Source organism: Pseudoruegeria aquimaris, from assembly GCF_900172235.1.
Taxonomy (GTDB): domain Bacteria; phylum Pseudomonadota; class Alphaproteobacteria; order Rhodobacterales; family Rhodobacteraceae; genus Pseudoruegeria; species Pseudoruegeria aquimaris.
On the sequence record NZ_FWFQ01000020.1, the window covers coordinates 1 to 22141 of the forward strand.

Genomic DNA, 22141 nt, shown 5'->3' on the forward strand with positions numbered 1-22141 from the left:
ACAGCGGCGAGATCACCGCCCATTCCGCATCGCTCACATCGTGTCTGCCCGTCATGCTCACCTCCGTTTCCGAAAGTGAATCATCACACCGCCAAAAACGGAATCCCGTTTATGAGTTCACGACCTAGGCGCGCCCAGCCTTCCAGGCCTCGAAACGCTTCAGCGCATCCGGGTCCGTGGGCGGGTAGAGCCCGATCACGGCCCGCCCCGCGAGCACCTCCTGAAGCACGAACTCTTCGAACAGTTCCATGCCGATCGCCTCTTCCGAGATCTCGTCGGCGAGGTGGCGCGGGATCACCATCACCCCGTCACCATCGCCCACGACGATATCGCCCGGGTAGACGGCCACGCCGCCGCAGCCGACCGGCAGGTTGATGTCGATCGCGTGGTGCTTGGTCAGGTTCGTCGGGGCCGAAGGCTTGGCGGCGAAGACGGGCATCGACAGCGCCGCCGCGCCTGCGGCATCGCGCACGCCGCCGTCGCTCACCACCCCGGCCGCGCCACGCACCTGAAGGCGGGTGAGCAGGATCGAACCGGCGGAGGCGGCGGAGGCGTCCTGGCGGCAATCCATCACCAGCACATGGCCTTCGGGGCAGGTCTCCACGGCGACGCGCTGCGGATGGTCCGGCTCGCGGAAGGCTTCGATCGGATCGGTGTCCTCGCGGGCGGGAATGTAGCGCAGGGTGAAGGCCGGGCCGACCATGCGCGGCTTGCCCGCGCCCAGCGCCGAGACCCCCTGCACGTAGCAGTTCCGGTATCCTCGCTTGTAGAGAAGCGTGGCGATGGAAGCCGTGCTGGCGGCTTTCAAACGGTCAAGCGTTTCGGGATGCAGCGGCACCTCGCTGGCGGGTTTCGGATCGGCCATGTCACACACTCCGGAATGGGAACAGCAAAGAGGAACGGCGGCGCGAGGCCCAGGTTTCGCGCCGCCGCCTAACGCCCGGAGGGAGACCGGGCGTCGGACAACCGGGGCATCCCCCGGTTAGAGGAAATCATCCCGACGCGGGGTGAAACAGTCGATCAGCGTGCCCGGCTCGAGGCAGACGCAACCGTGGATCTGGTTCGGCGGGATGACGAAGCTGTCGCCCGGCCCCACTTCGCGCTCTTCCTCGCCGAGGAAGAACCGGAAGCGGCCACTCTCCACGTAGGTGGATTGCACGTGGGGGTGATTGTGCTTGGCGCCCTCGGCGCCTTCCGCCTCGAAGCGGAAGGCCACCACCATCAGTTCCGGGCGCTCCGAAAGCACCTGCCGGCTGACGTTCTCACCCGTGGGCACGACTGGAAATTCGCTCATGGTCTCCGTCTCCGCCTCAGCTGAACAGCATGCCGCCGTTGATGTCGACGTTCGTGCCCGTCATGAACGCCGAGTCGTCGGTGGCGAGGAAGGTCACGAGGTTGGCGATGTCCTGCGGGGTGCCCTGGCGCTTCACCGGGGAGGCCGCCTCGACGTTGCGGCGCACTTCATCCTTGGTGAAGATGTTGTGGAAATCGGTGTCGATCATGCCGGGGCAGAGCGCATTCACGCGGATCTTGGGGCCCAGTTCCTTGGCCAGCCCGCGGGTCATCGTCATCACCGCGCCCTTGGACGTGGCGTAGGCCACGGCGCCCGGCCCGCCGCCGTCGCGGCCCGCCTGGCTGGCGATGTTGACGATGGCGCCTTCCTTCATGTGGGCAAGGCAGGCCTTGATCATCATGAAGGTGGAGGTGAGGTTGAGATCCATGACCGCGTTCCAATGCGCGAGCGGCATCTCGGCGATGGTCTTGCGCTCGATCAGGCCGCCGGAGTTGTTCACCAGCACGTCGATGCCGCCGAAGGCGGCGACGGTGGCATCCACCAGCGCCTGAACGCCTTCCGGCTTCGTCAGATCGCCCTGCACGGCGATGGCCTTGCCGCCCGCCGCCTCGATGGCGGCCACGGTGGCATCGGCCCCCTTGCTGGAGGCGAAGTAGTTGATCGCCACGTTGGCGCCCTCGGCCGCGAGCGCCTTGGCGCAGGCGCTGCCGATGTCGCGCCCGCCGCCGGTGACGATGGCTGTTTTTCCTGCAAGTTTCATTCGATTTCCTTCCTTGAGATCGGGGCGGGCCGGGGCGTCAGATGCCGGTGGCCGCAAGCTTCTTGATGACCACCTTGAAGGCGTTGTCATCGGAGTCGGTGAAATAGAGATCGCAGTCGTAGCCCTGGTCATCCATGAAGCTGAACACGCGGCGCGGCGCCGACAGCGGATAGGGCACGAGCAGCGTCGCGATGCGGTGGCGCGTGGCCTCGGGATAGGAGGCGATCAGCCGGGTGCTGACGGGCAGCCCCTCGTATTCGGCCGGATCGACGCCAGGAAAGCCGGTTTCCTGCGAAAGCTGCGGCTTGCCGGCCTCCGACCAGATCACCTCGCCGTAGAAGCCGGCGCGCTCGCCCTGGTAGCGGAAGGTGCTTTCGCCCAGCTTCATCGGCGCGTTGGCGTGCAGCAGCCATTGCAGGGAGACAGGCGTTTCGGCGTCCACGCTGTCCACGAAGACGAAATACTGCCGGTTGACGAAATAGACTTCCCGCGTGGCCAGCGTCACCTCGGGGCTGAGGGTGCGGTAGGCGGCGGTGGCATCGCCCTTGATGTAGATGTGATCGCCCCGATCCTCGGCCACCTCGATGCGGCCCGTGGAGCGCATGGCTTCGGCCTTGTCGCGGCCCGCATACTGGCCCTTGCCGTTGATCAGGATCGCGTTCTTGGATTGGGTCTGCCGCCGCCAGACCTGGTGCATGGTGGAGTTGAAGGCCACGTAATGCCCGGACTGGATGGCCAGATCCTCACCGAAGGCCGCGAGGCAGAAGGCGTTCTGATCCCCGTGGCTGTGGCTGATGGAGCCGAAGGGCGAGGATTTGAACACGAATTGAACATGCTCGTCGGGGCTCTGCATCCGGTGCTGGATCGCGGCCCAGCCGATGCCCCGGAACCAGCGGAGGCTATCCTCGTCGGAGGGCGGCGTGGCCTCGATGATGGGGAAATCGCTCCGGTAGAGCATTTCGTCGAAACGGAAATCCCACCAGCCCCAGTTGTAGAAGGCCATCTCCGTGCCGGGGTTGGTGCGCTTGATCTCGTCGTAATACCACTGGTAGGCGCCGTTGCCGGTGACGCCGGCGAACTGGCGCAGGTTGTAGCCCAGTTTCACTGCGGGAAGATCGCCCATGGTGCTGTCGTCGCCGAAGGTGGCGCGGCGGGTGTCGGGCGCCTTGGTGTAGAGCGGCATGTCCCCCGTCTTCTGGAAGAAGGGGCGCTTGTAGATGTCGATGCCGGCCCAGCCCCTCAGCAGGTTGGCGGCGTCGATCAGGTAGGCCATGCCCGTCATCCAGTAATGCGGACCTTCCGCCCAGCCGCCGTCCGCATCGCCCCAGGGCGAATAGACGGTGAAGAGGAATTCCACCGCGTAGTTCAACCACTCCTCGGCTTCCTCGGCCTCGTCCAGAAGCGCGATGGCCGCCGGCACGATCACCGCGGAGACCGCACGCACCGCGTGGCTGTCGAAGGGGAACAGGTGGATGCGGGCGTGCTTGATGATGTGATCGGCCGTTTCGCGGGTGCGGATCAGAAGCGCTTCGCGCACCGTGGCGCGCTCGTCCTCGGACAGCACGTCGAACAGCCAGTCATAGCCCCAGGCCAATGCGAGGTTCACCCGGAAGGCCCATTCGTCGGTGTAGCTGCGGGAGGTGGTGCCGGCGGGATCCCATGCGGCCGCGGCCAGCAGCCACTCCTTGGCGCGGGCGATCATGGCCTCGTCTTCGGTGACCTTGCCGCCGATGGCGAGATGCCGGATCGCGTAGAGAAGCTCCTGGCAATCGATGTAGGTTTGCCGCCAGACATTGGCGACGCGCTTGTGGCCGGGGTAGCCCGCGGGCTCGGCCATGATCTCGCGCTCCATCCAGGGCAGGACGGATTTGGCATAGAATTCATCCCAGGCACAGTGGCTGGCGTCTTCGGCGACCGCCGCCTTGAAGCCCTCGAGCCGGTCGGGCGAGAGCCAGAGCCGCGGGTGGGCGCGGGTGCCCTTCGCAAACCGTTCGGACCGGCTCGCCAGCGGCGTTTCCGGCAAGCCTTCGGCCACGGTGAAACTGCGCGTTTCACTCCACTCGGTGACCGGCGCCCCGCTTTCGGGATCGCAGACGGCATAGGCCCAATGGTAGGCGCCCGGCGCAAGCGGGGCATCGGGCGTGAAGAAATTCAGATCGACCGGCCCGAACAGCTTGGTTTTCTTCGCCGGGAAGGTGGGATCGGAGGAGATCCGCAGCACGTAGGTGGCCTCATCCTCGATGACGGGCAGCCAGGAAAACCGTGGCGGGTTCTCGGCGATGACGGTTTCGGCCGTGGGGCCATACTGCATCGTCAGGCGGCCGGCGCGGGGTTGATCGAGTGCGGGCTGCTGGGTGTCGGGCATCGGGGCGGGTGTCCTGTGGGCGCTGGAGATCTGGAATGTGCTCGGGAGGGGAAGGGCCGGCCTTCGCAGGCCCTTCCCGATGGTTGTGCGCGGGCGGTCAGCCCTTGCCGTACTGGCGCTTGTAGGCCGAGTTCATGGCGTCCAGAACTTCCTGGAAGCCCATCTTGTTGAGCGTGGCGATGTAGTCGTCCCAATCGGCTTCCACGTCACCGTTGCCCAGCACCCAGCCCTGCTGGCGTTCCAGCATGTAGGTGCGGATGGATTCCCAGTACTTGTCGTAGACCTTCTGCTCGTCTTCGTTGAGCGCCACGCCGAGGAACTGGTCGATCAGGTAGTCGCCCTGGTCATAGAGCGCGATGCCTTCCAGCGCGTATTTGTTGGACCACTGGCGTTCGTATTCGTAGTCCTGGTGGTAGCCGCGCGCCTGGAGCTGGGCGCCCACTTCGTAGAGCTGGTTGTTGACCGGCTTGCCGTTGGTGAGCAGTTCCTCGGTGAATTTCGGCTTGCCGTCCACCATCGTGTACTGCTGGCCTTCCACGCCGAAGTTGGCGAGGCGGCGGCCTTCCTCGGTGAACCAGAAGTCGAAATACTTGATCGTCTCGACCGGGTGCTTGTTGGTGTAGCCGATGGCCCAGCCGTCCGGCTTGATCGGGATCCGGCGGTGCTCCTCGATGCGCTTGCCCGAGATCGAGGCCGGCGGCGCCATGGCCTTGAACTGGAAGCCGGGCACCTTGTCGGCGAGGCTGTCGTTGTAGCCGGAGGTGGAGGCGAACCAGTCGTGGGTCGCGCCGCCGAGGTTCTCGGAGAGCAGATATTCACGCGCGGAGGAGCCGCGGGTGAAGACTTCGGGGTCGATCAGCCCTTCGGCATACCAGCGCGCGAGGTTCTTGATGCCTTCGCGGTAGCCTTCCCCGGCGTAGGGGTGCTTCAGCTCACCGTTGTCCACGTAGAAATCGTGGTAGGTGTCGGAGCCGGACGAGCGGCCGTCCCACAGGGTGACGAGGCGGATCAGCTCCGGCCATTGGCGCGCGAAGTAGGGGATTTCATCCTTCAGGCCGTTGCCGTTGGGATCGCCGTCGCGGAAGGCGATGAGCACTTGTTCGAATTCTTCCACCGTCTGCGGCACTTCGAGGCCCAGCGCGTCCAGCCAGTCGTAGCGGATGAAATAGGCGCGGCCGTATTTGCCGTCCGGCAGGTAGGGAATGTAGTAGATCTCGCCGTTGGCGGCCTGGATCGCCGAGCGGATCTCGGGGCGCTCGTCGAGGAAGGCCTTCAGGTTCGGGGCGTGCTCTTCGATCAGATCGTTCAAGCCGATGAAGGCGCCTTCGGGGCCGTATTGGTTCACGAAATCCTTCAGGCGGCTGGAGCCCACGATGTCGGGCACGTTGCCCGTGGCCAGCATCAGGTTCAGCGCCTCGGTCTTGCCGGTGTTCTCGTCGGTGCGTGTGTTTGCGCCCACCGTGGCGTCGCGCAGGTGGATGCCCGTCCATTCGCTGGCCACCTTCTCGACCGGCCAGTCCTCGTTGTAGCGCGGATAGCGGGCGTGGTTCATCTGGATGGTCAGGGTCAGCGGCTCGTCCACGATCCGCAGGTGGCCGTCGGCGAGCGCCAGCCCGGTGATCGCGGTGCCGGCCAGCAGCACCGAGGCAAGTGTCAGTTTTCGCATGTTTTCCTCCCAGTTGCGAATGTTGGTTATTCTTTGACGCCGCCGAGAAGGATGCCCTTCTCGAAATAGCGCTGGATGAAGGGGTAGACGATCAGGATCGGGATGATGGAGCAGACGATGATCGCGGCCGTCACCGTTTCCACGCTGTAGGCGGCATCCACCAGCGACGCGCCGAACTCGTTGTCGTCGGAGAGCGTCACGATGGTGTGGCGCAGATAGACCTGCAGCGGGATCTTCTCTTCGTCCTGGAGCAGAACCATGGCCCAGAAGAAGCCGTTCCAGCGCGACACGATGCAGAAGAGCGAGACCGTGGCGATGGCGGGCTTGGAGAGCGGCACGTAGACCTTCCAGAGCACCTGGAACTCGCTTGCCCCGTCCATCCGCGCGGCTTCCTCGAAGCTTTGCGGAATGCCTTCGAAGAAGTTGCGCAGCAGGATGATGTTGAAGCCGTTCACCGCGAAGCCGATGATGATGCCGAAGTAGCTGTCCAGCAGCCCCAGGTCCCGCATGTTCAGGAAGAAGGGGATCATCCCGGCGTTGAACCACATGGTGAAGGCCACCAGCAGGTTCCAGAACCGCCGCCCCTTGAGCTGCGGCCGCGACAGCGCATAGGCGCCGGGGATGATGATGACGAGGCTCATCAGCGTGCCGCCGATGGTGTAGATGAAGGTGTTCTTGTAGCTGATCCAGAACATCGGCTGGCTCAGCACGTGCTTGTAGGCCTCCAGCGTCGCCCCCACTGGGGTGAGCACCACGTTGCCCGCGCGGGCCTCGAAGCCGGAGCTGAAGGACACCGCCGCGATGTAGATGAACGGATAGAGCGTGGAGATCGCGAACATGCCGATGAGGATCATGTTCAGGACCACGAACAGCTTGTCGCCGCGGCTGTAGAGGTTGAAGTTCGTCATGTGCTTTCCCCTCTCACCACAGCGACGTGCGCGAGTAGCGCTTGGAGATGCTGTTGGCGCCGATCACGAGGACGAAGGCGACAACCGCGTTGAACAGGCCCGCAGCCGCCGCCAGATCGTACTGGCCGCCCTGGATGCCCTGGCGATAGATGAAGGTGTTCACCACGTCGGCGGTCTCGTAGGTGGCCGGCTGGTAGAGCAGGATCACCATCTCGAAGCTGACTTCCATGATGTTGCCGATGCGGATGATCAGCATGATGATGATCGTCGGCAGGATGCTGGGAATGGTGATCTTCCACATCATCTGCCAGCGGCTCGCGCCATCCACCACCGCGCTTTCGTAGAGCGTCGGCGAGACGCCGGCGATGGCGGCGAGATAGACGATGGACTGGAAGCCCGCCTCCTGCCAGATGCCGGTGCCGATGAAGATCGGGCGGAACCATTCGGGTTTCGTCAGGAAGTAGATGGGCTCCACCCCGAACCAGCCCAGCATCGTGTTGACGATGCCCGCCGAGGGCGAGAAGGCCGTGATCACGATCCCGGCGATGATCACCGACGAGATGAAATGCGGCAGGTAGACGATCGTCTGGGCCGTCTTCTTGAACATCTTGTGCAGGATCTCGTTGAACATCAGCGCCAGCAGGATCGGCACCGGAAAGCCGAACAGCAGCGTGTAGAAGCTGATGATCACCGTGTTCCGCAGCGCCCGGATGAACTGATCGTTGGAGAACAGCGTCTCGAAATGCTCGAAGCCGACCCAGGGGCTGCCCTGGATGCCGCGGAAGATGGAGTAATCCTTGAAGGCGATCTGCAGGCCGTACATCGGCTTGTAGAGGAAGACGAGAAGCCAGATCACCATGGGCAGCAGCATCGCGTAGAGCTGCCACTCGCGTTTGAAATGCGCCACCACGGCCTGGGCGCGCGTGGGCTTGGCGTAGCCCGGCGCCCGCTGCGCGGGCTCGGCCGGAACGCCCGTCTGCTCGGGAATGTCCGTCATTGGTCGTGCACCTGTCCGGCCAGAGCCTTGCCGCTGTCGGCATCGAAGATGCGCACCAGATGCGGCGGAATGGTGAAGCGGGCCTTGCCGTCCATGGCGAGGCTGCGGCCGATGGTTTCGGCCCGGATCACGAAAGGTTTCTCACCCAGCGTGGCGTGAACGAGCGCTTCGGAGCCCAGCGTCTCCACGAGATCGACATCCACTGCCACCCCGGCCCCGTCCTCGGTGGTGAGTGTCACGAATTCCGGGCGGATGCCGAGGGTCACGATGCGGCCGGATTGTCCGCGCAGCTCCGGAAGATCGGCGATCTCGAGGCTCTGCCCACCGAATTCGGCGCGCGGGCCGGTGTCGCCGGCCACGACCTTGGCCGTCACCATGTTCATCGGCGGCGAACCGAGGAAGCCGGCCACGAAGGTGTTGGCGGGATTGAGAAACAGATCCATCGGCGAGCCGATCTGCTCGATCCGGCCGTCGTTCATAACCACGATCCGGTCGGCCAGCGTCATCGCCTCCACCTGGTCGTGGGTCACGTAGATCGAGGTGGCGCCGAGCCGCTTGTGCAGGCGCTTGATCTCGGCGCGCATCTGCGTGCGCAGCTTCGCATCGAGGTTGGACAGCGGCTCATCGAAGAGGAAGACCTTGGGCTGGCGCACGATGGCCCGCCCCATGGCGACCCGCTGGCGCTGGCCGCCGGACAGATCCGCCGGGCGGCGCTCAAGATACTCGGTGAGGCCGAGGATCCCGCTGACTTCCTTCACCGCCGCGGCGATCTCGTCCTTCCGGGTCTTGCGGATGCGCAGACCGAAGGCGATGTTGTCGGCGACGTTCAGGTGCGGGTAGAGCGCGTAGTTCTGGAACACCATCGCCACGTCCCGATCCTTGGGCGCGATGCTGTTCATCACGGTACCGTCGATGGTGAGCGTGCCGTCGGAAATCTCCTCCAGCCCCGCGATCATGCGAAGCGTCGTGGATTTGCCGCAACCAGAGGGCCCCACGAGCACCACGAATTCGCCCGGAGTGACCTCCAGATCGATTCCATGAACAACCTGAAGCCCTCCATAGGCTTTCACGATGTGATCCAGGCGAACACCGGACATTCCATTCTCCTCCCTGCGGCCCGCAACCGGCCGCGTGCTGATTGCCCCTAGGCTTGACGAAAAAAAGCGATACGTCAATACTTGTATACAAGAAAGAATACTACGATGGTATGCAAGTGGCCGAGACATCTTGAGAGTCTTCGGAAAATCAGGCCACAACCTCACCGGCTCCGGGGGGTGGAACGCCACGGGCCCTAGGGTTAAGTGGTGAGCGGAAAGGGAAGGAACATGGCGAACGCAGGAACGGCTCAGAAGGCGCGCAGCAGCGTGGATCGAATCGTGGAGCGGCTCTACGACGACATCCGCCACATGCGCCTGCTGCCGGGGACGCGCATCTCCGAGACGGACATCGCCGCGCAGTTCGGCGTCTCGCGCCAACCGGTGCGCGATGCCTTCAATCGCCTTGCCAACATGGATCTGATCATCGTGCGCCCGAAGAAGGCGACCGAGGTCAAGAAATTTTCCGTTGCTGCCATCGAGCGCTCCCGCTTCGTGCGGGCCTCCGTCGAGAAGGAAGTGCTGCGGCTGGCGGCGCAACGCTGCACGGAAGCCGATGGTTTCCTGCTCGATTCGTGCATATCCCTGCAACACAAGGCGATGTCCGAAGGCGACAACGCGGGTTTCACGCAGCTCGACTACGAGTTCCACAAGACCCTCTGCGATATTGCGCGCGTGCCATATGCCTTCGACGTCATTCGCGGTGAGAAGGAAAAGGTGGACAGGCTCTGCATGCTCCAGCTCTCCAAGGAGAACCGGATGCCGCAACTTGTGGAAGATCACGAAGCCATCGCAGAGGCGGTGAAGGCCGGCGATCCGGAGGCCGCCGCCGCGGCCGGCGCCACCCACCTGTCACGCCTCGACGACACCATCGCGGCGATCCGAATCACGAGCGCCGCCTACTTCGACGACAGCGAAGACTGACCCCTCTCCACCCGCCCAAATGATCGAGAAGACACCAGCAAGGCCGCCCCCTCCGGGCGGCTTTTCTGCTGTCTACCAAGCACCCCCCCAAGGCCGCGCAGGCGGCGGCTCCAGGCCGAAAAAGTTGATGTTCAGGTGGAAATTTTTCTTGTATGCAAGTTTGGATACAAGCATGATGCCGCCTAGCGAAGCTCTGCCCGACAGGCTCCGCTGCCTTGCTGAACCTGCGCCATCGAGGAGGAGGTGCCAGAGCCGCACGGCCGCCATCGGCCGGGGCAATGAACTTTTTTCTTGGCGCATACTTGGATACTAGCATACTACAATAGCCGGCGCGACGGGGCCGATCAGATCCCGCTTCGCCGGAACGTCATCACCGGGAGGAAAACGATGAACGTATTTACCAAGATCAAACTGACCGCGACGGCGGCCACGCTTTCCCTGACATGCGCCGCGACGGGCGCTCTCGCGCTCGACATGCGCGGCTGGAACATCCACGTGGAGGACTACCCCGTCTCCATCGCCATGGAATCCTTCATCGCCGAAGTGGCCGAGAAGACCGGCGGCGAAGTGACCGGCAAGATCTACCACAACGGCGTGCTGGGCTCGCAGCCCGACGCCATCGAGCAGGTGCGCCTCGGGGTCATCGACTTCGGCGAATTCAGCCTCGGGCCGATGGGTCAGTCCGTGCCGGAGACCAACGTCGTCTCGCTGCCCTTCATCTTCCCCTCCATCCCGGAGATGTACAAGATGATGGACGGCGAAGTGGGCGAGGCCATCGGCAAGGGCATGATCGCCAAGGGCATCGTGCCGCTGGGCTGGTATGACGCCGGCGCGCGCTCCTTCTACAACTCGGTGCGCCCGATCAACACGCCCGCCGACGTGGAAGGCCTGAAGGTGCGCGTGATGAGCAACGACCTCTTCGTGAAGATGGTGGAAGCCATGGACGGCAACGCCACCCCGATGGCCTTTGCCGAGGTCTACCAGTCGATCAAGACCGGCGTCGTGGACGGCGCGGAGAACAACCCGCCCTCCTACGAGTCCACCAACCACTACGAAGTGGCGAAATACTACTCGCTCACCGAGCACCTGATCATCCCGGAATGCCTCTGCATGAGCCTGAAGACCTGGGAGAAGCTCACCCCCGAGCAGCAGGAGATCGTGATGGCCGCGGGCCGCAAGAGCGCCGAACTGCAGCGCAAGCTGTGGCAGGAGCGCGAAGCGGCGAGCCTTGAGAAGGTTCAGGCCGGCGGCACGATCATCAACACGATCGCCGACAAGGCCCCGTTCCAGGCTGCGATGGCCCCGGTCTACGAAGCCTTCCTGGCCGAGAACCCGGATCTGAAGCCGATCGTCGACCTGATCCAGGGCAACTGATCCGCTTTCACTTCGTGGCGAAGCCCGGCAGCGGGCTCCGCCTTTCCCGTTCCCCTTCACCTGGAGATCGCGCGTGACCGCTGAACCGCTTTTCGTGCGCCGGATCGAGCGCCTGCTCGACCTGATCTGCTCCCTCTGCACCCTCGTCGCCTCGCTGGCGCTGGTGCTGCTGATCGTCACCTTCGGCTGGCTCGTCTTCGGGCGCTACGTTCTGAACGTGACCCCGACCTGGGTCGAGCAGCTGGCGCTGCTGCTGATCTGCTACATCGCCTTTCTCGGCGCCGCGGCCGGCGTCCATGAAGACAGCCACATCGGCGTGAGCCTCTTTCGCGACATGCTCCCCGCCCCTGCCCAGAAGCTGCTCTTGATACTGATCGACCTCGCACTCGCCGGCTTCGGCGCCGTGATGCTGGTGGCCGGGATCAGCCTCATGCAGTTCGGCGCCGACACGATGCTGCCGATGCTGAACATCCCCGAGAGCGTGCGCACGCTGGCGATCACCTCGCTGGGCGGGCTGCTCATCCTGTTTGCCGGCACCCGCGGCCTTCTGCGCATCTTCCGCTTCCGCGCCTGGGCGCCGGACCACTCCATCAAGGAAACCTGAGCGTGGGACTTCTCATTCTTCTCGGCACCTTCGCCGTCGGCGTCGTGATCGGCGCCCCCGTCGCCTTCGCCATGGGCATCGCCGCAGCCGCGGCCTTCTGGTTCGAGGGCTTTCCGATGCTGATCACCTTCCAGCGGGCCACTGCCGGCGTGTCGGTGTTTTCGCTGCTGGCGATTCCCTTCTTCGTCTTCGCCGGCGAGATCATGCTCCACGGCGGCATCGCCAAGCGGCTCGTCACGCTCGCCAGCGCGCTGGTCGGGCACCTGAAGGGCGGGCTGGCGATGGTCAACATCTTCTCGTCCATGCTGTTCGGCGGCATTTCCGGCTCCGCCGTGGCCGACATCTCGGCGCTGGGTTCGCTTCTCGTGCCGGTGATGAAGGAACGCGGCTACCGGCCGGATTTCGCGGTGAACGTCACGGTCACCAGCTCGATCGCCGGGATCGTGATCCCGCCCAGCCACAACATGATCATCTTCGCCGTGGCGGCCGGGGGCGGCATCAGCGTCTCCAAGCTGTTCCTGGCGGGCGTTCTGCCCGGTGTCCTGATGTGCTGCGCGCTGGCCGTGGCGGCCTGGATCCTGTCGATCAAGCACAACTACCCGGCGGAGCCCTTCCCCGGCTGGGCCGTGGTGGGCCGCGCCGCGCTCGACGCGGTGCCGGGCTTCTTCACCGCCGTGATCATCGTGGGCGGCACGCTTTCGGGCATCTTCACCGTCACCGAATCCGGTGCCTTCGGCGCGATCTACGCTGTGCTTCTGACGAAGTTCTACTACCGCAGCCTGCCCTACGCGGCGTTCCGGGCGGCGGTGATCGGCGCGGTGAAAACCACCGCCATGGTGATGATCCTGATCGCCTTCGCCAGTTCCTTCGCCTATCTCCTCGCGCTCTACCAGGTGCCCGAGAAGCTCAGCCGCGGGCTGGTGACGATCTCCGACAACCCGATCATGATCCTGCTGATGATCAACGTGATCCTGCTGATCCTCGGCATGATCATGGACATGGCGGCGCTGATCCTGATCTGCACGCCGATCTTCCTGCCGATCGCCAAGGGGCTGGGCATGGATCCGACGCAGTTCGGGATCATGATGCTGATCAACCTCGGCATCGGGCTGTGCACCCCGCCGGTAGGCACCTGCCTGTTCGTTGGCTGCGCGGTTGGCAAAATCAAGATCGAGGAAGCGCTGAAGTCCATCTGGCCCTTCTACCTCGCCATCCTCGCCGCTCTCGTGCTCGTCACCTACGTTCCGGCGGTCTCGCTGTGGCTGCCGTCGATCCTTGAGTAGCGGCGGGCCGGCCGGCCCCGCAACGACCTGGCAGGGCCTTCTGGCCCTGACATGGCCCATGACCCTGCGGGCGATGATGTTGCACGGCATCGTCGTCATCGATGCCTACCTCGTATCGGCGCTCGGTGAAGCAGCGCTTGCGGCGATGGGGCTGGCGAGCGCCATCGCCGGCCTGCTGCTGGGGGCACAGGCCGCTTTCGCCAATGCCGGACAGATCCTCGTGGCGCAGGCGTTCGGCTCCGGCCGCGCGCTTGCGCAGCAGACGGTCTTCCGCACCAACCTCCTGATCAGCGCAGGCGTCTGCCTGCTCGGGCTCACCATCGTGAGCCTCGTTGCCGGCCCGGTTCTTCGGGCCTCCGGCCAATCCGAAGCGATCCAGGGCGCGGCCCAAACCTACCTGACCATTTTCGCGCTGGTGGTGATCGCCGAAGCCCTCGGCCAGAGCCTCTCGGCGCATTTCACCGGCTGCGGGCGCACGCGCATCCCCTTCTACAGCTACCTGCTGACCCTGCCCGTCAACGTGGCCGTCAGCTACGCGCTGATCCACGGGATCGGCCCCCTGCCCGCCCTCGGCCTCGCCGGGGCCGCCTGGGGCAGCGCGGTGGCGGCGCTGCTGCGCGCCGGCTACCTCGCGGCCTTCGCTTTGGGCGACCTGCGCAGGTGGCCACGCGGCGCCGGATACGAAGGCGGAAGCCTTCGCCGCGCCCTGACGCGCAACCTCGCCTTCTCCAGCCCCGTGGCGGCAACCTTCTTCAGCGCGCAGGCCTCGGCCAGCGTCTGCATGCTGATCTACGCGCGCTACGACCTCTACCAGTTCGCCGCCCTCACGTTGATCCTGCCGTGGATCCACGTGGCAGGCACCTTCGGCATGTCCTGGGCGCAGGCGACGGGGGTGACGGTGGCGCAGCTGCTGGGGCAGGGCATTCGCGGAGAGCGGCTGTCGGCCTTTCTGCGGGTGGCCTTCCGGGGCGCGATGATCGCCGCCTGCCTCGTGGCCACCGCCTACGGCGTCATCGTCCTGTCCGCCGGATGGATCTACGGCGATCTCCAGCCGCAAACCCGCGCGGCGCTTCTGAGCTTTCTGCCGGTGCTGCTGCTTCTGCCATGGCCCAAGAACTCCAACGCGATCTGCGGCAACTCCCTGCGCGCCGGTGGCGAGACCGTCTACGTCATGGCGCTGTTTCTGTGGTCCCAATGGCTGTTCAAGGTGCCACTGACGGCGCTCGTCGTGCTGGTGCTTCAGTGGCCCGCCGGCTGGGCGCTAGCCATTCTGCTCGGCGAGGAACTGGTGAAATTCGCGCCCTTCCACCTGCGCCTCAAACGCGGACGCTGGCGCGACCCCGACAGGGCGGGGGCCGGTTGACACCATGCACGCCACCGCGTTCATATCTGCCAAGCAAACACCGGGCGAAAGAGGAACGACCATGCCGACGGCACTTCGGACGCCCCATTCGCACCCGGCCACCCAAAGCGCCGCCGGGCGGCTGCCGGCCCTCGACATCGCCCGCACCCTCGCGATCATCGCCATGGTCATCTTCCACTTCGCCCGCGATCTGGAGATATTCGGCCTCGCGCCGCCGGGCATGACGCTCCAGGGCGGCTGGGTGCTTGCGTCGCGGCTGATCGCAGGCAGCTTCCTCGTGCTCTCGGGCATCAGCCTCGTGCTGGCCCACGGCGCGGGGATCCGCTGGCCGGCCTTCCGCGCCCGCGCCCTGCGCATCGGCGCGGCGGCAGCCCTCGTGAGCCTGGCCACGCTGATCGCGGTGCCGTCGGATTTCATCTATTTCGGCATCCTGCACGCCATCCTCGCCGCCAGCCTGCTCGGCGTCTGGCTCGCCCCGCGCCCGCCGCTGCACGCCGCGCTTGCCGCTGTGGCCGTGATCCTGCTCTGGCTCTGGGTCGGCAAGAGCCTCGAATTGCCCCAGGCGCTCAGCTTCACGGGCCTTCTGGCCTTTCCCCGGCCTACGCTGGATTTCATCCCGCTTCTTCCGTGGCTTGCGCCCTTCTTTGCCGGCATGGCAGCCGCGAAATGGCTGCGCATCGCCGACTGGCCGCGCCGCGCGCCCGGCGCGCTCGGCCATGCTCTGGCCTGGCCCGGCCGCCACGCGCTGGCGATCTACCTGCTGCACCAACCCATCCTCGTGGCCGCGCTCTGGATCGCGATCCAGCTGTTTCTGCGGCCCTGACCTTTTGCACGACCGGAGTTCCCGATGCCTTCCAGCAAACGCCCCATCCGAAAGATCGCCTGCGTCGGCGAGGTGATGATCGAACTGATCGCCTCCGCCGACGGCACCGCCCGCCTCGGCGTCGCCGGAGACACGTTCAACACGGCCGTCTACCTTGCGCGAGGGCTGCGCGGCACCGGCGCGCGGGTCTCCTACGTCACCGCGCTCGGGCAGGATCCCTACTCGGGCCGCATCCTTTCGGCGATCGAGAGCCACGGCATCGGCACCGAGGCGATCGAGCGGCGCGCCGACATGATGCCGGGTCTCTACGCGATCGACACCGACGAACACGGTGAGCGTTCCTTCAGCTACTGGCGCTCCGCCTCGGCTGCGCGCACGCTCTTCTCCGAGCCCTGCACCGTGCCGCTCGCGCGGCTGGACGAGTTCGATCTCGTGCTGCTCTCGGGCATCTCCATGGCCATCCTGCCGCCGGAAGTCCGTGCGGCGATCCTCGACTGGGCGGAGCGCTTCTCGGCGGCCGGCGGAACGCTGGCCTATGACAGCAACCATCGCCCCCGCCTATGGGAAGATGCCGACACCGCCCGCGCGGTGAACGCAGCCATGTGGGCGCGGGCCGACATCGCGCTGCCTTCGGTGGACGACGAAATGGCGCTCTACGGCGATGCCGACGCCGACGCGGTGGTGGCCCGGCTGAAGGGCTACGGCGTGTCGCGCGGGGCGCTCAAGCGCGGTGCCGAAGGCCCGCTCGATCTGGCGAGCGGCGCAACCCCTGAAGGGCTTCCGCAAGTTGAGCGGGTGATCGACAGCACCGCCGCAGGCGACAGTTTCAACGCCGGCTTCCTCGCCGCCGTCGCCAAGGGGCGCAGCGATCTGGAAGCCGCCCATGACGGCCATTGCCTCGCGGCGAAGGTGATCTGCCACCGCGGCGCGATCATCCCCGAAGAGGCCTGACTTCCGCTCGACACCGACCGGCGCCCCGACACGGGCTTCCGCTTGGTCACCCTTCGGAGCCGGTCGAAATCCCTTGCCTGCGGGCTGCCGTTGCACAACCGTGCAACAGCAGCCGCAGACAAAGGGGGGGAGTGGCATGTCCATGAAACGCAGGGAACAGCCGCAGGCAGGCCACACCGGCCTGATGGAGGCCGCCTTCGATCACCCCATGAACCGCGCCTTCTTCCCAGATCAGGGCCCGAAGCGCTGCCTCGAACAACTGGTCCGCCGGGCGCTGAGGGCCCCGGCCACGGTGTCGGGCGGCGTCCGGATCTGGGCCGGAGACATCCAAGTGGCGCCACGCGCGCCGGTGAAGAAGACCTTTTGCCGACACGGCCACCGCGCCGCCCTCGGCACCCTTCAGGGGGTGATCGAAGCGCTGCTGCGCGCCGAAGGCCAAAGGCCCGGCGCGGCCGAGCTGCGCCGCCACGCCGCCGCCTGCAACGCGCTGCTCGACGGCCTCTGGCTCGAAGGCGCCATGCTGCCCGACCACCTGCCGCAGGAAGAGATCACAGCCATCGCCCTGCGGTCCATCCAGGGCATTCTCGGCCTGCCGGCCGCATCGGACGCCCCGTGAAGGCGCGGCGGCGGGGCATCCGCCTGCTCCCCATCGGCGCGCGAGACGTGGCCACCCAGGCGGGGGGAGCGGTATGAGAACGCTCGGCGAGGAACTGGTGGCGGCACTTCAGGCGCGTGGGGTGGACACGGTGTTCGGCATCCCCGGCGTGCACACGATCGAGTTGTACCGCGGGCTGGCCGCGGGCGGCCTGCGCCACGTCACGCCGCGCCACGAACAGGGCGCCGGTTTCATGGCCGACGGCTATGCCCGCGTGTCGGGAAAGCCCGGTGTGGCCTTCGTGATCACCGGCCCCGGCCTGACCAATGCGCTCACCCCGCTGGCGCAGGCCCGCGCCGACAGCGTGCCGGTGCTCACCGTCTCCGGCGTGAACCGGCAGGAGACGCTGGGCCGCGATCTCGGCTGCCTCCACGAGTTGCCGGACCAGCTCGCGATGATGCGCACGCTCACAGCAAATGCCCGGCGGCTGGGCCGGGCCGAAGACCTGGGCGATGTCATCGCGGACACCTTTGAAACGCTGCGATCCGCCCCCGGCCCGGCCCATATCGAGGTTCCGATGGATGCGATGGCGCTGCCCTGCGCCCCCGCGCCGCCCTTCGCGGACCATAGCGCGGAAGCCGATCCGCAGTGCGTTCGGAGGATTTGCGCGCGGCTTGCGGCAGCCCGGCGCCCCGTGATCCTCGCCGGCGGCGGCGCGCGGCACCTTGCTGCGCCCCTGCGGGCCCTGGCCGAGAGGCTGGACGCACCGGTGGTGCAAACCGCGAATGCGCGCGGCACGATGCACGGCCACCGGCTGGGCGTGCCCGCGAGCCCCAGTCTGCCCAGCGTGCGCAGCCTGCTGGCCGAGGCCGATCTCGTGCTGGCGCTCGGCACCGAACTGGGCCCGACCGACTACGACATGTATGCCCTCGGCGGGCTGCCCGGGATGCCTGGCCTGATCCACGTGGATCTGAACCCGGCCCACCTTGCGCGCGGCGGTGCCGAACTGGCCGTCACCGCCGATCTGACCGCGCTTCTGCCCGCTCTCGCGGCCGCCGCCCCCAGACTGTCCACCGATGGATCGGAGCGGGCGCAGGCCACCCGACTCGCCGCGCGCGCGGAACTGGATCGCATGGGGCCGGGATACGGCACGCTTCTGGCTCAGCTCGAAGCGCTGCGGAGCGCCTTCCCCAACGCCGTCATGGCCGGGGATTCCACGCAGGCGATCTACGCAGGCAACCTCTACTACGATCACGACCGCCCCGGCGGCTGGTTCAACGGCTCCACCGGCTTCGGCGCGCTCGGCTACGCGATCCCGGCCGCCATCGGCGCCGCACTGGCCGCGCCCGGCACCCCGGTGCTTGCGCTCGTGGGCGACGGCGGTGCGCAATTCACCCTGCCCGAAATCGCCGTGGCGCGGGAGCACGACCTGCCGATCCTCTTCGTGATCTGGAACAACGCCGCCTACGGCGAGATCGCCCGCGCGATGGAGGATGCGGGCTTCCCCGCCACCGGCTGCCACCCGACTCCGCCCGATTTCGCCGCCATCGCCGCCGCCTACGGGCTGCCTCACCACGCGGCCACGGCCGAATCCCTCGCCACGACGCTCGCCGCCATGCCGCCGCTGGATGGCCCCGCCCTGCTGGAGATCGCGCTCCCCCGGTAGGCGCAGGCGGCAAGCCGCCATCCCCCGCGCGCGGCTCGACACCGCCGTGATCGGCCTGAAGGCACACAGATTGTGGCCAGCTCACGCCGCGGCACCAAATCCGCCGGTTGCGGAACGGGCGCCATTGGGTCTATCACCGGTGCGTCCGGAACGGCATTTCTGGCCGTGAACTATCGGGGACGAAACACGTGACATCCAATCCCAACGCGCCCGCAGGCCAAGCCACAGGCCATGGCCCGGAGCGTTCCCTCCTGCGGGCCTGGTGGGCCGCGTTGATCCTGTCCGCGATCCTGTTCAGCCTGTATCCGCAGGTGGATCTCGCCGTATCCTCGACCTTCCACACCGAAGCCGGCTTCCGCATCGCGCAATCGCCCGCCTACGCCCGGGCGCGCTCCGCGATGGAGCATCTCTACTACGCCGCCGCCCTCGGCAGCCTCGTCGGATTTCTGCTTTCGCTGTGGCGCGGCACCATCCTGCGCAGCCCGCGCCGGATCTGGGGCACGCTTACGGCGGTCTGGCTGCTGGGCCCCGGACTGATCGTGAACGGGATCCTGAAGGAATATTGGGGCCGCGCGCGCCCCGCGCATCTCGCCGAGTTCGGCGGAACGGCGGAATTCACCCCGGCGCTTCTGCCGGCCGATCAATGCGCCCGCAACTGCTCTTTCGTCTCGGGCGAAGCCGCGGGCGCCGCGGCCTTCGGCGTGACCCTCTGGCTGCTCTCGGCACCCATCGGCTCCGCGCCTCTGCGCTTCGCGCTGCGTGGCGTCGCCGTGGCGATCGTCATCGTGGGCGCGCTGCTGCGCGTGATCGCAGGGCGGCATTTCTTGTCGGACGTGATCTTCGCCGTCATAATCGTCACCGGCCTTGCCCTCGTGCTTCTTCACCTGACCGGGCGCCCGAAAAAGGAGACAGCCGATGCCGCAGGCTGAGACCAAAGCGCCGGCGTTTTCCGTCGTGATCCCGGCCCTCAACGAGGCCGAGTCCATCGCCGGCCTGCTGCAGCGCATCGACGCCGCGCTCGAAGGGCGCAGCTACGAGATCATCGTCGTGGACGACGGCTCCGAGGACGACACCGGCGCGCAGGTGCAGGCCGGCCCGGCCCATTGGCGGCTGCTGAGCCACGATGCCCGCGGCGGGCAATCCGCAGCGATCCATTCCGGCGTCGCGGCGGCCCGCGCGCCGCTGATCGTGACGCTGGACGCCGATGGCCAGAACCCGCCGGAAGAGATCCCGAAACTGCTTGCGGCCTGGGAGGCGCGCGCCGCCGATCCGGCACTCGGCCTCATCGCCGGGCAGAGGGTGAAACGGCAGGACACGCTGGCCAAACGCTGGGCCTCCCGCGCCGCCAACACCATCCGCAGCGCCGCCCTGAAGGACGGCACGCGGGACACCGGCTGCGGGCTCAAGATCTTCCGCAAGGACGTCTTCCTCGAACTGCCGTTCTTCAACCACATGCACCGCTACCTGCCCGCCCTCGTGGCGCGGGCCGGCTATGAGGTGGGCCATGTGGACGTGGCCCACGCCCACCGCGAGGCGGGAGCATCGAAATACACCAACCTGCAGCGCGCCCTTGTGGGCGCCGTGGATCTGCTGGGCGTGATGTGGCTGCTGCGCCGCCGGAAGGCGGCCCGTGCCACCGAGATCACCCGCGCAGACCGGGAAGAGACCAAATCATGACGTTCTTCTACCAGTTCCTCGGAGTCGAAACGACGGCCGAGCTGCTCTGGGTGCTGTTCGGCCTCGGCGGCCAGCTCCTGTTCACCGCGCGCTTTCTGGTGCAGTGGATCGCCTCGGAACGCGCCGGCCGCTCCACCGTGCCGATCGCCTTCTGGTATTTCTCCATCGCCGGCGGGATCGTCCTGCTGAGCTACGCGATCCACCGTGCCGATCCGGTGTTCATCCTCGGCCAGAGCATGGGCGTGTTCATCTACGCCCGGAACCTCTGGCTGATCCGCCGCGAAAGACTTGCCGCCGAATGAGCCGCCCGATCTCCGCCCTCTTCGCCGTCGTCCTGGCCGTCACCGCCGCGCGCCTGCTGCTGCTGGCCCTGACTCCGACGGACCTGTTCTTCGACGAAGCGCAATACTGGGCGTGGAGCCGGCAGTTCGACTTCGGCTATTTCTCCAAACCGCCCCTGATCGCCTGGGTGATCGGCTTCTCGACGTGGCTCGGCGGAAGCGATGCGCCCTTCTGGGTCCGCGCCCCGGCACCGGTCCTGCACGGGATCACCGCACTCATCCTCGGGCTCTGGATGGGCCGCATCCACAAGCCGGCCGCGCCCTGGGTCGCGGCGCTCTACCTCGCCATGCCGGTGCTGGCGATCGGCTCCTGGATGTTCTCCACCGATACGATCATGGCCCCCTTCCTCGCCGGCGCGCTCTGGGCGTGGTGGGCTTACCTCGACAGCCGGCGCCTGCCGCTGGCGCTGCTCGCCGGCCTGCTGGCGGGCTGTGCGATCATGGGCAAATACGCCGGCGTCTATTTCTGGGTCACCGTCGCCGTTGCGGCCTTCTTCCCGGCCCTGCGGCCCCGCCTCTCAGGCGTGGCCGTCGCCGCCGCCGCCTGCCTCGCCGTGATCTCGCCCAACCTGATCTGGAACCTCACCCACGGGCTCGTCACCTTCCAGCATACCGCCCACAACGCGCAGGCCGGCAGCGGCATCGCGATGAACTGGGCCGGGCTTGCCGAGTTCCTGGCCTCGCAGACCATGGTGATCGGCCCGCTGTTCTTCATCGTCTGGATCGCGCTGCTCTGGCGGGCGAAGGAGCCGATCGAGCGCTACCTGCTCGCCGCCTCCATCCCGGTGCTTCTGATCATCACCTGGCAATCCTGGGCCGCCGAGGCCAATGCCAACTGGGCCTTCGCCGCCTACCCGCCGGCGGCGGCCCTCGTGGGGCTCGCCCTCGTGCGGCAGGGCCGGTTGCGCTACTTCCGGTATGGCCTCGCGTTCAACCTTGCGCTGGTCCTCGCCTTCTCGGTGCTGCTCGTGGCGCCTTCGCTGGCCCCCCGCCTCACCGACCGCTACACCGGCCGGGCCGAGCTGATGAACGAGATCATCGCCCGGGCCGATGGCCGCCCGATCGCCGTGGTGGAGCGCCAGATCCTCGCGGATCTCACCTACACCGCCGCACAGGCCGCAGACGCCCCCCCGATCTACGCGATGGACTGGGACGGCCCGCCGCGCCACTGGTATGACATGGTCGCCCCGCGCCCCGAGAACACCGCCGTTCTCTACGTCTCCAAGGATCCGGACTTCGCCTGCAACGGCCATCCGCTTGCCCCTGAAGGCGAACTCCGCCCGGAAGGCGGCGCCTACAAGGGCCGAACCCTGACGCTCTTCGCCCTGCCCGCCGATTGCCGCTGAGTTCAGGCGACCAGCGACCAATGGTTGGCGAGCCGCTTGCACTTCGTTGTTCCTGAGTTGGTTGCGGCCCCGAAGGGCGAAACCGCCCCTGACGACATCCAAGCCGAAAT

Annotated in this window: 21 protein-coding genes; 13 read left to right on the forward strand and 8 right to left on the reverse strand. The window is 66.6% G+C overall.

The window, feature by feature from the left end; genetic code table 11:
• Positions 1 to 124: 124 nt before the first annotated feature.
• From PSA7680_RS13440 to PSA7680_RS13475, 8 genes are all read right to left on the reverse strand, one after another.
• Positions 125 to 865, reverse strand: coding sequence for a ribonuclease activity regulator RraA (locus PSA7680_RS13440; protein ID WP_085869238.1), 741 nt, complete (start codon positions 863 to 865; stop codon positions 125 to 127).
• Positions 866 to 982: 117 nt separating this feature from the next.
• A complete protein-coding gene (locus PSA7680_RS13445) occupies positions 983 to 1294 on the reverse strand; it encodes a cupin domain-containing protein (RefSeq protein WP_085869239.1) in 312 nt (103 codons plus the stop codon).
• A gap of 16 nt (positions 1295 to 1310) precedes the next feature.
• Entirely contained in the window at positions 1311 to 2054 is a 744-nt protein-coding gene (locus PSA7680_RS13450; RefSeq protein WP_085869240.1) for an SDR family NAD(P)-dependent oxidoreductase, read from the reverse strand.
• Between the two features lie 37 nt (positions 2055 to 2091).
• Positions 2092 to 4419, reverse strand: a complete 2328-nt coding sequence (locus PSA7680_RS13455; RefSeq protein WP_085869241.1) for a DUF4962 domain-containing protein — start codon at positions 4417 to 4419, stop codon at positions 2092 to 2094.
• Between the two features lie 97 nt (positions 4420 to 4516).
• A complete protein-coding gene (locus PSA7680_RS13460; protein WP_085869242.1) occupies positions 4517 to 6085 on the reverse strand; it encodes a type 2 periplasmic-binding domain-containing protein in 1569 nt (522 codons plus the stop codon).
• Between the two features lie 26 nt (positions 6086 to 6111).
• The gene (locus PSA7680_RS13465; protein ID WP_085869243.1) at positions 6112 to 6993 is read right to left on the reverse strand and encodes a carbohydrate ABC transporter permease; all 882 of its coding nucleotides are present in this window, start codon (positions 6991 to 6993) and stop codon (positions 6112 to 6114) included.
• A gap of 13 nt (positions 6994 to 7006) precedes the next feature.
• A complete protein-coding gene (locus tag PSA7680_RS13470; RefSeq protein ID WP_085869244.1) occupies positions 7007 to 7990 on the reverse strand; it encodes an ABC transporter permease in 984 nt (327 codons plus the stop codon).
• Positions 7987 to 9087: an ABC transporter ATP-binding protein gene (locus PSA7680_RS13475; RefSeq protein WP_085869245.1), complete on the reverse strand. Its 1101-nt coding sequence runs from the start codon at positions 9085 to 9087 to the stop codon at positions 7987 to 7989. Before PSA7680_RS13475 ends, PSA7680_RS13470 begins: the two co-directional genes overlap by 4 nt.
• A 228-nt stretch (positions 9088 to 9315) precedes the next feature.
• On the opposite strand from PSA7680_RS13475, the gene PSA7680_RS13480 reads away from it, so the two are divergent.
• The 13 genes from PSA7680_RS13480 to PSA7680_RS13540 all read left to right on the forward strand — a co-directional run bounded on the left by PSA7680_RS13480 (position 9316) and on the right by PSA7680_RS13540 (position 22031).
• Positions 9316 to 10008, forward strand: a complete 693-nt coding sequence (locus PSA7680_RS13480; RefSeq protein ID WP_085869246.1) for a GntR family transcriptional regulator — start codon at positions 9316 to 9318, stop codon at positions 10006 to 10008.
• Between the two features lie 387 nt (positions 10009 to 10395).
• Positions 10396 to 11382 (forward strand): TRAP transporter substrate-binding protein, encoded by a 987-nt coding sequence (locus PSA7680_RS13485; protein WP_085869247.1) that lies wholly within the window; start codon positions 10396 to 10398, stop codon positions 11380 to 11382.
• Between the two features lie 73 nt (positions 11383 to 11455).
• On the forward strand, positions 11456 to 11986 hold the full coding sequence (locus PSA7680_RS13490) for a TRAP transporter small permease (RefSeq protein WP_245824637.1): 531 nt from the start codon (positions 11456 to 11458) through the stop codon (positions 11984 to 11986).
• 2 nt (positions 11987 to 11988) lie between these two features.
• On the forward strand, positions 11989 to 13269 hold the full coding sequence (locus PSA7680_RS13495; protein ID WP_085869248.1) for a TRAP transporter large permease: 1281 nt from the start codon (positions 11989 to 11991) through the stop codon (positions 13267 to 13269).
• Positions 13270 to 13327: 58 nt separating this feature from the next.
• Complete coding sequence (locus tag PSA7680_RS13500) at positions 13328 to 14632, forward strand: MATE family efflux transporter (protein ID WP_085869249.1); 1305 nt, start codon at positions 13328 to 13330, stop codon at positions 14630 to 14632.
• 61 nt (positions 14633 to 14693) lie between these two features.
• On the forward strand, positions 14694 to 15455 hold the full coding sequence (locus PSA7680_RS13505) for a heparan-alpha-glucosaminide N-acetyltransferase (RefSeq protein WP_085869250.1): 762 nt from the start codon (positions 14694 to 14696) through the stop codon (positions 15453 to 15455).
• Between the two features lie 24 nt (positions 15456 to 15479).
• The gene (locus PSA7680_RS13510; RefSeq protein ID WP_245824639.1) at positions 15480 to 16406 is read left to right on the forward strand and encodes a sugar kinase; all 927 of its coding nucleotides are present in this window, start codon (positions 15480 to 15482) and stop codon (positions 16404 to 16406) included.
• A gap of 142 nt (positions 16407 to 16548) precedes the next feature.
• Entirely contained in the window at positions 16549 to 17022 is a 474-nt protein-coding gene (locus PSA7680_RS13515) for a TetR family transcriptional regulator C-terminal domain-containing protein (RefSeq protein ID WP_176244142.1), read from the forward strand.
• Between the two features lie 73 nt (positions 17023 to 17095).
• The gene (locus PSA7680_RS13520) at positions 17096 to 18667 is read left to right on the forward strand and encodes a 5-guanidino-2-oxopentanoate decarboxylase (RefSeq protein ID WP_085869252.1); all 1572 of its coding nucleotides are present in this window, start codon (positions 17096 to 17098) and stop codon (positions 18665 to 18667) included.
• A gap of 188 nt (positions 18668 to 18855) precedes the next feature.
• A complete protein-coding gene (locus tag PSA7680_RS13525; protein ID WP_139838658.1) occupies positions 18856 to 19596 on the forward strand; it encodes a phosphatase PAP2 family protein in 741 nt (246 codons plus the stop codon).
• On the forward strand, positions 19583 to 20344 hold the full coding sequence (locus tag PSA7680_RS13530; protein WP_085869254.1) for a glycosyltransferase family 2 protein: 762 nt from the start codon (positions 19583 to 19585) through the stop codon (positions 20342 to 20344). The genes PSA7680_RS13525 and PSA7680_RS13530 overlap by 14 nt, the downstream gene beginning before the upstream one ends.
• Positions 20341 to 20646: a lipid-A-disaccharide synthase N-terminal domain-containing protein gene (locus PSA7680_RS13535; RefSeq protein ID WP_085869255.1), complete on the forward strand. Its 306-nt coding sequence runs from the start codon at positions 20341 to 20343 to the stop codon at positions 20644 to 20646. The genes PSA7680_RS13530 and PSA7680_RS13535 overlap by 4 nt, the downstream gene beginning before the upstream one ends.
• Positions 20643 to 22031 carry an ArnT family glycosyltransferase gene (locus PSA7680_RS13540; protein ID WP_085869256.1) on the forward strand — a complete coding sequence of 463 codons (1389 nt, stop codon included), beginning with the start codon at positions 20643 to 20645 and terminating at the stop codon, positions 22029 to 22031. The genes PSA7680_RS13535 and PSA7680_RS13540 overlap by 4 nt, the downstream gene beginning before the upstream one ends.
• Positions 22032 to 22141: the final 110 nt, after the last annotated feature.

Excerpts from the sequence above, each read along its gene's own strand:
- PSA7680_RS13540 (WP_085869256.1), top strand. The coding sequence starts at position 20,643 with ATGAGCCGCCCGATCTCCGCCCTCTTCGCCGTCGTCCTGGCCGTCACC.
- PSA7680_RS13455 (WP_085869241.1), bottom strand. The coding sequence starts at position 4,419 with ATGCCCGACACCCAGCAGCCCGCACTCGATCAACCCCGCGCCGGCCGC.
- PSA7680_RS13480 (WP_085869246.1), top strand. The coding sequence starts at position 9,316 with ATGGCGAACGCAGGAACGGCTCAGAAGGCGCGCAGCAGCGTGGATCGA.
- PSA7680_RS13470 (WP_085869244.1), bottom strand. The coding sequence starts at position 7,990 with ATGACGGACATTCCCGAGCAGACGGGCGTTCCGGCCGAGCCCGCGCAG.
- PSA7680_RS13510 (WP_245824639.1), top strand. The coding sequence starts at position 15,480 with ATGCCTTCCAGCAAACGCCCCATCCGAAAGATCGCCTGCGTCGGCGAG.
- PSA7680_RS13465 (WP_085869243.1), bottom strand. The coding sequence starts at position 6,993 with ATGACGAACTTCAACCTCTACAGCCGCGGCGACAAGCTGTTCGTGGTC.
- PSA7680_RS13485 (WP_085869247.1), top strand. The coding sequence starts at position 10,396 with ATGAACGTATTTACCAAGATCAAACTGACCGCGACGGCGGCCACGCTT.
- PSA7680_RS13515 (WP_176244142.1), top strand. The coding sequence starts at position 16,549 with ATGAAACGCAGGGAACAGCCGCAGGCAGGCCACACCGGCCTGATGGAG.
- PSA7680_RS13450 (WP_085869240.1), bottom strand. The coding sequence starts at position 2,054 with ATGAAACTTGCAGGAAAAACAGCCATCGTCACCGGCGGCGGGCGCGAC.
- PSA7680_RS13460 (WP_085869242.1), bottom strand. The coding sequence starts at position 6,085 with ATGCGAAAACTGACACTTGCCTCGGTGCTGCTGGCCGGCACCGCGATC.
- PSA7680_RS13520 (WP_085869252.1), top strand. The coding sequence starts at position 17,096 with ATGAGAACGCTCGGCGAGGAACTGGTGGCGGCACTTCAGGCGCGTGGG.
- PSA7680_RS13500 (WP_085869249.1), top strand. The coding sequence starts at position 13,328 with ATGACCCTGCGGGCGATGATGTTGCACGGCATCGTCGTCATCGATGCC.
- PSA7680_RS13530 (WP_085869254.1), top strand. The coding sequence starts at position 19,583 with ATGCCGCAGGCTGAGACCAAAGCGCCGGCGTTTTCCGTCGTGATCCCG.
- PSA7680_RS13475 (WP_085869245.1), bottom strand. The coding sequence starts at position 9,087 with ATGTCCGGTGTTCGCCTGGATCACATCGTGAAAGCCTATGGAGGGCTT.
- PSA7680_RS13505 (WP_085869250.1), top strand. The coding sequence starts at position 14,694 with ATGCCGACGGCACTTCGGACGCCCCATTCGCACCCGGCCACCCAAAGC.
- PSA7680_RS13440 (WP_085869238.1), bottom strand. The coding sequence starts at position 865 with ATGGCCGATCCGAAACCCGCCAGCGAGGTGCCGCTGCATCCCGAAACG.
- PSA7680_RS13535 (WP_085869255.1), top strand. The coding sequence starts at position 20,341 with ATGACGTTCTTCTACCAGTTCCTCGGAGTCGAAACGACGGCCGAGCTG.
- PSA7680_RS13445 (WP_085869239.1), bottom strand. The coding sequence starts at position 1,294 with ATGAGCGAATTTCCAGTCGTGCCCACGGGTGAGAACGTCAGCCGGCAG.